We start from the raw sequence: 9840 nt of genomic DNA, 5'->3' as shown, positions 1-9840 counted from the left end.
TTCCTTGCCCATGGCCTTCTGCGCAGCGCAGAAGGTGCAGTGGTCGGTGGCGGTGGTGTGCAGCTGGCCCGACTGCAGGCCGCGCCACAGCGCCTCCTGGTGGCCCTTGGGGCGGAAGGGCGGGCTCATCACATAGGCGGCCGCCTTGGCAAAGTCGGGGTCGCGGTACACGCTGTCGTCCACCAGCAGGTGGCCCGCCAGCACCTCGCCGTACACGCGCTGGCCGCGCGCACGAGCGCGGGCAATCGCGTCGGCCGACTCCATGCAGCTCACGTGCACCACGTAGATGGGCACGCCCAGCACGTCGGCAATGGCGATGGCGCGGTTGGCGGCTTCGGCCTCGACCATGGGCGGGCGCGACAGCGGGTGGCCCTCGGGGCCGGTGATGCCCATCTTGGCGACCTCCTGCTGCAGCAGGTACACCAGCTCGCCGTTTTCGGCATGCACCGTGGGCATGGCGCCCAGCTCCAGCGCGCGCTTGAAGCTGTTCACCAGGGTTTCGTCGTCGCACATGATGGCGTTCTTGTAGGCCATGAAGTGCTTGAAGCTGTTCACGCCCTCGTCCTGCACCAGCGTGCCCATGTCGGCGCGCACCTGCTCGCTCCACCAGGTGACGGCGACGTGGAAGGAATAGTCAGCCGCCGATTTCTCGGCCCAGCCGCGCCACTTGCGGTAGGCGTCCATCAGCCGCTCCTGCGGGTCGGGGATCACGAAGTCGATGATGCTCGTGGTGCCGCCGGCCAGCGCGGCGGCCGTCCCGGTGAAGAAGTCGTCCATGGTGACGGTGCCCATGAACGGCAGCTGCATGTGGGTGTGCGGGTCGATGCCGCCGGGCAGCACGTACTGGCCGCTGGCATCCAGCATCTGCGCGCCCGCCGGGGCCTGGGCCGCAGCGTCCTCCCCCACGGCCACGATGCGGCCATCGACGCACAACACATCGGCGCGCTGTTCACGGTCGGCGTTGACCACGGTGCCACCGCGGATCACAAGGGCTTGGCTCATGGGGGTCTCCTTCAAGGGGTACAGAAAAAAAGGCCCCGCGCTGGCACCAGGCCCAGGCAGGGTGAAGGGGGTTACTTCTTCTTCGCGGTCAGGTAGTAGTAGGTACCTGCCACGGCCAGGCTGAAGAACCAGCCCGAGTCGAACAGCGTGAGCCAGATGGCAGGCATGCCCGCCTTGTCCACCACGCCCGACACGGCCAGATAGCCGGGCAGGCACGGCAGCACGCCCAGCGCAAAGGCGATGAGCGCATGGAGGTTCCAGCCGTTGCTGTACTCGTACTCGCCGCCGCGCGTGTACAGGTCGTCCACCTTCAGCTCGGCTTTGCGCACCAGGTAGTAGTCCACCAGCAGGATGCCGGCGATGGCGCCCAGCAGCGTGCCGTAGCCGCCCAGCCAGGTGAAGAGGTAGCCGCCCGACGTCGCCAGGATCTTCCAGGGCATGAACACCAGCCCGATCAGCGCAGCAATGATCCCGCCCATGCGGAAGCTGATCTTGGAGGGCGCGCACTGGCTGAAGTCGTACGAAGGCGACACCAGGTTGGCCGCCACGTTGGTCGTCAGGTTGGCCAGCAGGATCACCAGCAGGCCCAGGCCTGCAGCCACGCTGCCCATCTGCGTGAGCAGGCCGTCAGGGAACAGCTGGGCCTTGCCATACAGGATGGCCGATGCCGAGAAGCCGATCACGCCCACCATGGAGAACAGCGCCATGGGCAACGGCAGGCCGATGGCCTGGCCCACGACCTGGTCCTTCTGCGATTTGGCAAAGCGCGTGAAGTCCGGGATGTTGAGCGCGAGCGTGGCCCAGAAGCCGACCAGGCCCGTCAGCGCCGCCCAGGTCTTGGGGCCGCCCTCGACCACCTTGGCGGGCAAGTTGAACAGCTGGCCCGAGGGCACCTTCATCATCAGCACCACCACAAGCAGCACCGAGGCGCCGATCATCAGCGGCGCGGCAATCACCTCCAGCAGGCGGATGGATTCGGGCCCCTTCCAGATGAACCAGATGTGCACCGCCCAGAACGCCAGGAAGCACATGAACTGCGAGGTGCTGATGGTCTGCCCATCGGCTGGCCCCGCGAGGTTCATGCCCAGGATGTTCAGGAACCCGTGCAGCGCCAGCGCGCCAAAGTAGCAGTTGATGGAAAACCAGCCGCACGCCACCAAGCCGCGCAGCACGGCCGGCAGGTTGGCGCCTTTGACGCCGAACGACGCGCGTGCCAGCACAGGGAACGGCACACCGTACTTCGGCCCCACGCGCCCGATGAGCACCATGGGCACGAGCACGATGCAGTTGGCCAGGAACACCAGCCACACCGCCATCTGCCAGCTGAAGCCTTGGTCCAGCATGGAGCTGGCCATGGTGTAGGTGGGCACGCACACCACCATGCCCACCCAGAGCGCGGCAAAGTCCTTCCAGGTCCAGTGCCGCTGCGCGGCGGTGGTGGGGAGCAGATCTTCGTTGGCGAGCGTGTTGGTTGCTGCGCCGGGCATGTGCCCCGCCACGTGGGCGGCGCCGCCGGTACTGTTGGTCATGCCTGTACTCCTCTTGTCAAAGACGTCGTTGGGGTTGCACACAACCCACTGTCTGCCGGTGCGCCCTCACGCTGGCAGACGGCGGGCAAAAGAAGCGAGCGATGCTATCGGTCACGCAAGAACTGCACCAGATGCAGTGCAACACACCCTGTTGTGAATGCGCAGCATCATGGCCCGCTTCTGTCACGCAGCCACCCGCTGCGGGTTGTTGGGGTGCGTGGTCCAGTTGGCGTATTCGGCGGGCACGGGCTGGCCCGTGCGCTGGTCCACCTCGCCAGGCGCCAGCGCGCGCATGGTGATGCATTCGGGCACGGGGCAGATGGACACGCACAGGTTGCAGCCCACGCACTCGGCTTCGTTGATCTCGAACTTGCGCACGCCGCCGTCCTTGGTGAAGGTAATGGCCTGGTGGGAGGTGTCCTCGCACACCACGTGGCAGCGGCCGCACTGGATGCAGGCATCCTGGTTGATGACGGCCTTTTCCACGTAGTTGAGGTTGAGGTTCTTCCAGTCCTTCACCGTGGGCACGGCCTGCCCCTTGAAGTCATCAAGCGTGGCGTAGCCGTGCTCGTCCATGAAGTTGGACAAGCCATCGCACATGTCCTGCACGATCTTGAAGCCATAAACCATCGCGGCCGTGCACACCTGCACCGTGCCGCAGCCCAGCGCAATGTATTCGGCCGCATCGCGCCAGGTGGTGATGCCGCCAATGCCGCTGATGGGCAGGCCGGCGGTCTGGGGGTCGCGCGCAATCTCGGCGACCATGTTCAGCGCAATCGGCTTGACGGCCGGGCCGCAGTAGCCGCCGTGCGAGCCCCAGCCGTCAGTGCTGGGGTTCATCACCATGCGGTCCAGGTCCACGCCCATCACCGAGTTGATGGTGTTGATGAGCGACACCGCATCCGCCCCCCCCGCCTTGGCCGCGCGCGCTGGGTGGCGCACGTCGGTGATGTTGGGCGTGAGCTTCACGATCACGGGCAGGCGGCTGTACTGCTTGCACCAGGCCGTGACCATCTGGATGTATTCCGGCACCTGGCCCACGGCCGCGCCCATGCCGCGCTCGCTCATGCCGTGCGGGCAACCGAAGTTGAGCTCGATGCCGTCGGCGCCGGTGTCTTCCACCATGGGCAGGATGCGCTTCCAGCTGTCTTCCACGCAGGGCACCATGAGCGAGACGATCATGGCGCGGTCGGGCCAGTTGCGCTTGACGCGGCGGATCTCTTCCAGGTTGGTCTGCAAGGGGCGGTCGGTGATGAGCTCGATGTTATTCAGGCCGATCACGCGGCGGTCCTGCGACATGAGCGTGGAATAGCGCGGGCCGCTGACATTGACCACCGGCGGGTCTTCGCCCAGCGTCTTCCAGACCACGCCGCCCCAGCCGGCCTCGAACGCGCGGGTGACGTTGATCTCCTTGTCGGTGGGCGGCGCGGAGGCGAGCCAGAAAGGGTTGGGGCTTTGGATGCCCAGGAAATTGCTGCGGATGTCTGCCATGGGGTGCTCCCGTGAATTAAGTGGACGACTTCAGGCCACGAGTGCCACAGGCACGCTCAGCGCTTCATGGATGGAGACTGCTGCCACCTTGCCGTGCTCCACGGCTTCCACGGTGAGGTCGCGCCCGCCGGCGCGGCAGTCGCCGCCCGCCCACACACGCGCCACGCTGGTGCGGCCCGCCGCATCGGTGCGAATGCGCCCGCCCTCCAGCGCAATGGCGGCGCCCGCGGGCTCGGCCACGTAGGTCTGGCCGATGGCCTTGAGCACCATGTCGGCGGCCAGCGTGAAGGTCTCTCCGGTGCTCGCCAGCTTGCCGCGGGCATCCAGCGCCGTGGCCGCAAAGCGCACGCCCGTGACCGCGCCGTTCTCGCACAGCACCTCCTGAGGCGCCGCCCAGTGGCGGATGGTGACGCCGTTCGTCTGTGCCCACTGCTGCTCCACCACCGAAGCCGACATGGCCTCCGCCCCGCGCCGGTAGACGATGGTCACCTCTTCGGCGCCCAGCTTGCGCGATTGCACGGCGGCGTCCACCGCCGTCATGCCGCCGCCGATCACCACCACGCGGCGGCCCACGGGCAGGGTGGACAGGTCGGCGCTCTGGCGCAGCTCGGCGATGAAATCCACCGCATTGCGCAGCCCCGCTGCCGAGGGCTCGGCAATGCCCAGCGCGTTCACGCCCTGCAGGCCCAGGCCCAGGAAGACCGCGTCGTGGCTGGCCAGCAGGCTGTCGAGCGTGAAGTCGCGGCCCAGCTGCTGCTGGGTGCGCACCTCGATGCCGCCGATGGACAGCAGCCACTCCACTTCCTTCTGCGCGAAGTTGCCCGCCGTCTTGTAGCTGGCCAGGCCATATTCGTTGAGGCCGCCGAGCTTGGGCCGAACTTCCAGCAGCGTCACGTCATGTCCGCGCACGGCCAGGCCATGCGCGCAGGCCAGGCCCGCAGGGCCCGCGCCCACCACCGCCACACGCTTGCCCGTGGGTGCGGCGCGCTGGAACAGCGGCGCCCCCGGCTGGGCAAAGAAGGCATCGGTGGCGTAGCGCTGCAGCGCGCCGATCTCGACCGGTTTGTCTTCATTGGTGTTGCGCACGCAGGCCTGCTCACACAGCACCTCGGTGGGGCACACGCGGGCGCACATGCCGCCCAGCGGGTTGGCCGTGAGGATGGCGCGCGCCGCGCCGCGGTTGTTGTCCTGGGCGATGCGGTGGATGAAAGAGGGGATGTCGATGCCCGTGGGACACGCCGTGGCGCAGGGTGCGTCGTGGCAGTAGTAGCAGCGCTCCGCCTCGATCAGCGCCTGCGGCCGGGTGAGCGGCGGGTGCGCATCGCCGAAATTGACGGCGTAGTCGGCCAAATTCAGGCGTGCGGCGTGAATGCCGCAGGCACGGCTTGCGGGAGTGTCCATCAGTGTTCCTCCGGAAGTTGCGGGGTGGGGTTCTGTACGTGCTGGAGCACCTTGCGGCACCCAGGGTGCGTGCGGCCGATGCGGCGCGATGGCGCCTCTCTAGGGACGGCGCCTTGGCGGGCGCTGGTGCCCGCAGACTTCGGAGGTTTCATCGTGGTCCTCGCTGTAGGATTCGGGCCCGCTGCTTCGGCGGTGCTCCGTCTGGCTGGTCAATTTACCAACCCGTAAAAATTTACCAATTGGTAAAATCCCTACAGCAAACGCCGTGCCAGCCAAACCATTGCTCGCCGCCCCCCTTTTTTGGGCAAACCGCAGTTTTCCGGCGCTTGCCTTGTTCCACAATGGTGCAATGACCGACGCTCGCCTGCCCCCTGCAGCCCCCACCCGCCGCAACCCTCGCGCGGCACGCCCTGCCCTCACCGAAGAGACGCCCGCCCGCGCGCCGACCGCCTCGCGCCTGCTCAAGGAGCAGGGCATCCTGGCCGAAGCAGAGAACCACTTTGCCCAGTTCGGTTTTGAAGGCGCATCGCTCGAGAACATCGCGGCCGCTGTCGGCATCAGCCGCCACAACCTGCTGTACTACTTCCCCAGCAAGGAGGCGCTTTACCAGCGCGTGCTCGACGATGTGCTCACGCAGTGGCTGGCCGGCATGGAAGACCTCTCGCACAGCGACGACCCGCAACAGGCGCTCAAGCGGTACATCCGCGCCAAGCTGCAGTATTCGCGCACGCGCCCCCAGGGCGCCAAGGTGTTCACCAAGGAGGTGATTGCGGGCGCGCCGCGCTACGGCCGCGCCATCACCGAGCGCGTCAGCCCGCTGCTCAAGACAGAGGTGCGCACTTTTGAGCGCTGGGCGCGCGAGGGCCGCATCGCCAAGGTGAATTTCACGCACCTGATGTTCATCATCTGGTCCGTCACGCAGGCCTATGCCGAGCAGGAAGCGCAGTTCGCACTGCTGCTGGGCAAACCGGCGTTGACCGAGCGGGACTACGAAAAGGCCGAGGAGCTGATCGTGCGCATGGTGCTCAGCGCCCTGGCGCCGGACAACCCCGTCTGAAGCCGAAGCGGTCTGAGCTTGCTACTTTTTTGATAGCTACTAGCGCCGATTCAACAAGCGCTACAGCTACTTCCATGGCAAAACTCGAGGCGACTGATGCCTGCCGCCCAGGCGGGCTCGGCCTCCTCTCTAACCCTGTTTTTGCTGCCACAGCACATCCAGTACATGCTGGGTGGCCCGCTCGACCGCCCCCGAGCGGTGCGCAATGCCCAGGGGGCGCCACAGCCGGGGCTGCAGCGGCAGCATGCGGATTCGGGGATCCAGCGGCACGGCAGTGGCGGCCTCGTGCGGCAGCAGCGTCGCTCCGTAGCCGGCGGCCACCAGGCTCTTGATGGCGTCGTTGTAGTTCAGCTGGATGCGCGCCTGGGGGTGCTCGCCTGCCAGCGCAAACCACTCGCCAGTCAGGCGCGACAGGCTGGTGCCGTCGTCGTTGAGGATCAGCGGCTGCCCCGCCAGCCAGCGAGGCGTGGCGCGGGCAGGCGCATCCCATGAGGACGGCACGAATGCCATGACCGGGTCGCGCCGCCACGGCAGCACCGTCACCCCGGGCAAGGCCGCTTGCGGCAGGGCGACCAGACCCACGTCCAGCATTCCGCTGGCCAGCCGCGCCAGGGTTTCGTGCGAGGTGAGGACGGCCACCTGCACGTCGATGCCGGGGTGGTGCTGCCCCAGCACCTCCAGTGCCTGGGGCAGCAGATGGGCGATGGCCCCCGTGGAGGCGCCCAGGCGCACTCGGCCCGCCAAACCTTGCACCTGGCGCTGCACCAGGTCCATCGCCTCGTCGGCATCCGCCAGCAGGCGCCGGGCGCGCTCCACCAGCACTTCGCCCACGCCCGATGGCCGGACCTCGCCCCGTTTGCGCACCAGCAGCGGGGCGCCCGTGAGGGCCTCCAGATCAGCGATGTGCAGGCTCACCGTGGGTGGCGCAAGGTGCAGCGTGCGCGCCGCTTCGGCAAAAGAGCCCAGGTCGGCAATGGTGACCAGCGTGCGCAGCCGGTCGAGACTGAGTTCGCGCATGACATTCAGTATCTCTGAATGAGATATTTGTGAAATTCAACTTTTCAAAGTCTAGACCGCCGCCGAAGATTCCGCACCCGCTCACATTCAAGAATCCCTCGCATGACCAATCCACCCCTCGTTTTCATTGATGGCGACCAAGGCACCACCGGCCTGCAGATCCACGACCGCCTGCGCGGCCGCACGGATTTGCAGCTGTTGACCCTGCCCGAACCGGACCGCAAGAACCCCAGCCGCCGCGCCGAGGCGATCAACGGCTGCGACATCGCCATCCTCTGCCTGCCCGACGCCCCCGCCCGCGAGGCAGTCGCCAGCATCGTCAACCCCGCCGTGCGCGTGATCGATGCCAGCTCGGCGCACCGCACCGACCCGTCGTGGGTGTATGGCTTCCCGGAGATGGATGCTGAACAGGCCACACGCATCGCCAGCGCCCGCCGCGTCAGCAACCCGGGGTGCTACCCCACAGGCGCCGTGGCCCTGCTGCGGCCACTGGTGCAAACGGGCCTCCTGCCCGCCGACCACCCCATCACCATCCATGCGGTGTCGGGGTATTCAGGCGGTGGACGCGCCCGCGTGGAAGAACACGAGGGCCCTGGGGCCGCCTGCGCCCCGGCGTTCCAGGTCTACGGCCTGGGGCTGGAGCACAAGCACACCCCGGAAATCGCCCTGCATGCCGGGCTGGCGCAACGGCCGTTTTTCCTCCCGGCGTATGGATCTTTCCGCCAGGGAATCGTGCTCACCATCCCGCTCCATTTGCGCCAGTTGCCCGCAGGTGCCACTGGAGAAAAGTTGCATGCCTGCCTGGCGCGGCACTTTGCGGGCGCGGCCCATGTGGAGGTCATGGACTTGGCGCAGGCGCAGGAAACCCAGCACCTGGACCCGCAGGCCCTCAACGGCACCAACCAGCTGCGCCTGGGCATCTTCAGCAACGAGCGACATGGCCAGGTGCTCCTGACCGCCGTGTTCGACAACCTGGGCAAGGGAGCCTCGGGCGCCGCCGTGCAGAACCTCGATTTGATGCTCTGCCCGGGGTGAACCCGGGTTCCGCGACAAGCCCGAGACATTCCCCCGGATTCCACCGCCCATCTTGAAAGCGCCCCAAATGCCCGTATCATTAGCACTCACCGCAGACGAGTGCTAACAGCACGCCGCCTGCCGGCAGTTTGGTGGCGCCTGGGGCTCCAGGCGCCGAGTAAATCGGCTTTTTTTCTGAAAACAGGAGCAATGCAATGAACCTTCGCCCTCTGCACGATCGCGTGATCGTCAAGCGTATCGAAAGCGAAACCACGACGGCCTCCGGCATCGTGATCCCTGACAACGCCGCCGAAAAGCCCGATCAAGGTGAAGTGCTGGCTGTTGGCCCTGGCAAGAAGAACGACAAGGGCGAAGTGATGGCCCTGAACGTGAAGGTCGGCGACCGCGTTCTGTTCGGCAAGTACTCGGGCCAGACCGTGAAGGTCAATGGCGACGAGCTGCTGGTCATGAAGGAAGACGATCTGTTTGCCGTGGTCGAGAAGTAATTCCCCCCTGCATTACTCATCTTTTCATAGCTGCTCGCGCTGATCGGTCACGCGCCAGCAGCCAATTTGAACCCAATTTTCAGGAGCTCCAAAAATGGCAGCAAAAGACGTAGTTTTCGGCGGCGAAGCCCGCGCACGCATGGTTGAAGGCGTGAACATCCTGGCCAATGCGGTCAAGGTGACCCTGGGCCCCAAGGGCCGCAATGTGGTGCTGGAGCGCTCGTTCGGCGCCCCCACCGTGACCAAGGACGGCGTGTCCGTGGCCAAGGAAATCGAACTGAAGGACAAGCTGCAGAACATGGGCGCGCAGCTCGTGAAGGAAGTGGCCTCCAAGACCAGCGACAACGCTGGTGACGGCACCACCACCGCCACCGTGCTGGCCCAAGCCATCGTGCGCGAAGGCTCCAAGTACGTGGCCGCCGGCCTGAACCCCATGGACCTCAAGCGCGGTATCGACAAGGCCGTGCTGGCCCTGACCGAAGAGCTGAAGAAGGCTTCCAAGCCCACCACCACCTCCAAGGAAATCGCCCAAGTGGGTTCGATCTCCGCCAACTCCGACGAATCCATCGGCAAGATCATTGCTGACGCCATGGACAAGGTCGGCAAGGAAGGCGTGATCACCGTGGAAGACGGCAAGTCCCTGCAAAACGAGCTGGATGTCGTGGAAGGCATGCAGTTTGACCGCGGCTACCTGTCGCCCTACTTCATCAACAACCCAGAAAAGCAAGCCGCTCTGCTGGACAACCCCTTCGTGCTGCTGTTCGACAAGAAGATCAGCAACATCCGCGACCTGCTGCCCACGCTGGAACAAGTCGCCAAGGCT

The 9840-nt window shown here is 66.2% G+C and carries 9 protein-coding genes; 4 read left to right on the top strand and 5 right to left on the bottom strand.

Annotation, left to right across the window (positions count from 1 at the left end; genetic code table 11):
- From hydA to MRY84_RS07520, 4 genes are all read right to left on the bottom strand, one after another.
- On the bottom strand, positions 1 to 1002 hold a 1002-nt coding region (hydA, locus tag MRY84_RS07535), incomplete at its 3' end, for a dihydropyrimidinase (RefSeq protein WP_291505115.1).
- A gap of 71 nt (positions 1003 to 1073) precedes the next feature.
- Positions 1074 to 2531 (bottom strand): NCS1 family nucleobase:cation symporter-1, encoded by a 1458-nt coding sequence (locus MRY84_RS07530; RefSeq protein WP_291505114.1) that lies wholly within the window; start codon positions 2529 to 2531, stop codon positions 1074 to 1076.
- 183 nt (positions 2532 to 2714) lie between these two features.
- Positions 2715 to 4022, bottom strand: a complete 1308-nt coding sequence (gene preA, locus MRY84_RS07525) for an NAD-dependent dihydropyrimidine dehydrogenase subunit PreA (protein ID WP_291505113.1) — start codon at positions 4020 to 4022, stop codon at positions 2715 to 2717.
- Between the two features lie 30 nt (positions 4023 to 4052).
- Complete coding sequence (locus MRY84_RS07520) at positions 4053 to 5423, bottom strand: NAD(P)-dependent oxidoreductase (RefSeq protein WP_291505112.1); 1371 nt, start codon at positions 5421 to 5423, stop codon at positions 4053 to 4055.
- Positions 5424 to 5772: 349 nt separating this feature from the next.
- On the opposite strand from MRY84_RS07520, the gene MRY84_RS07515 reads away from it, so the two are divergent.
- Positions 5773 to 6480: a TetR/AcrR family transcriptional regulator gene (locus MRY84_RS07515; RefSeq protein WP_291505111.1), complete on the top strand. Its 708-nt coding sequence runs from the start codon at positions 5773 to 5775 to the stop codon at positions 6478 to 6480.
- Between the two features lie 129 nt (positions 6481 to 6609).
- On the opposite strand, the gene MRY84_RS07510 is transcribed toward MRY84_RS07515, so the two are convergent.
- Positions 6610 to 7497, bottom strand: coding sequence for a LysR family transcriptional regulator (locus MRY84_RS07510; protein ID WP_291505110.1), 888 nt, complete (start codon positions 7495 to 7497; stop codon positions 6610 to 6612).
- Positions 7498 to 7599: 102 nt separating this feature from the next.
- On the opposite strand from MRY84_RS07510, the gene argC reads away from it, so the two are divergent.
- The 3 genes from argC to groEL form a co-directional block, all read left to right on the top strand.
- Positions 7600 to 8532 (top strand): N-acetyl-gamma-glutamyl-phosphate reductase, encoded by a 933-nt coding sequence (gene argC / locus MRY84_RS07505; protein ID WP_291505109.1) that lies wholly within the window; start codon positions 7600 to 7602, stop codon positions 8530 to 8532.
- Between the two features lie 194 nt (positions 8533 to 8726).
- Positions 8727 to 9017 carry a co-chaperone GroES gene (locus MRY84_RS07500; protein WP_291505108.1) on the top strand — a complete coding sequence of 97 codons (291 nt, stop codon included), beginning with the start codon at positions 8727 to 8729 and terminating at the stop codon, positions 9015 to 9017.
- 94 nt (positions 9018 to 9111) lie between these two features.
- Positions 9112 to 9840: chaperonin GroEL (gene groEL / locus MRY84_RS07495; protein WP_291505107.1), on the top strand; the 729-nt coding region annotated here is incomplete at its 3' end.

Source organism: Acidovorax sp., from assembly GCF_022763525.1.
Lineage (GTDB): Bacteria > Pseudomonadota > Gammaproteobacteria > Burkholderiales > Burkholderiaceae_C > Acidovorax.
Note: the sequence above shows the minus strand (reverse complement) of the source record. Positions and strands in the feature narration are given on the sequence as shown.

What these genes read in the sequence shown, in the direction of transcription:
- MRY84_RS07530 (WP_291505114.1), bottom strand. Translation starts at nt 2,531, where the DNA reads ATGACCAACAGTACCGGCGGCGCCGCCCACGTGGCGGGGCACATGCCC.
- preA (WP_291505113.1), bottom strand. Translation starts at nt 4,022, where the DNA reads ATGGCAGACATCCGCAGCAATTTCCTGGGCATCCAAAGCCCCAACCCT.
- MRY84_RS07520 (WP_291505112.1), bottom strand. Translation starts at nt 5,423, where the DNA reads ATGGACACTCCCGCAAGCCGTGCCTGCGGCATTCACGCCGCACGCCTG.
- MRY84_RS07515 (WP_291505111.1), top strand. Translation starts at nt 5,773, where the DNA reads ATGACCGACGCTCGCCTGCCCCCTGCAGCCCCCACCCGCCGCAACCCT.
- MRY84_RS07510 (WP_291505110.1), bottom strand. Translation starts at nt 7,497, where the DNA reads ATGCGCGAACTCAGTCTCGACCGGCTGCGCACGCTGGTCACCATTGCC.
- argC (WP_291505109.1), top strand. Translation starts at nt 7,600, where the DNA reads ATGACCAATCCACCCCTCGTTTTCATTGATGGCGACCAAGGCACCACC.
- MRY84_RS07500 (WP_291505108.1), top strand. Translation starts at nt 8,727, where the DNA reads ATGAACCTTCGCCCTCTGCACGATCGCGTGATCGTCAAGCGTATCGAA.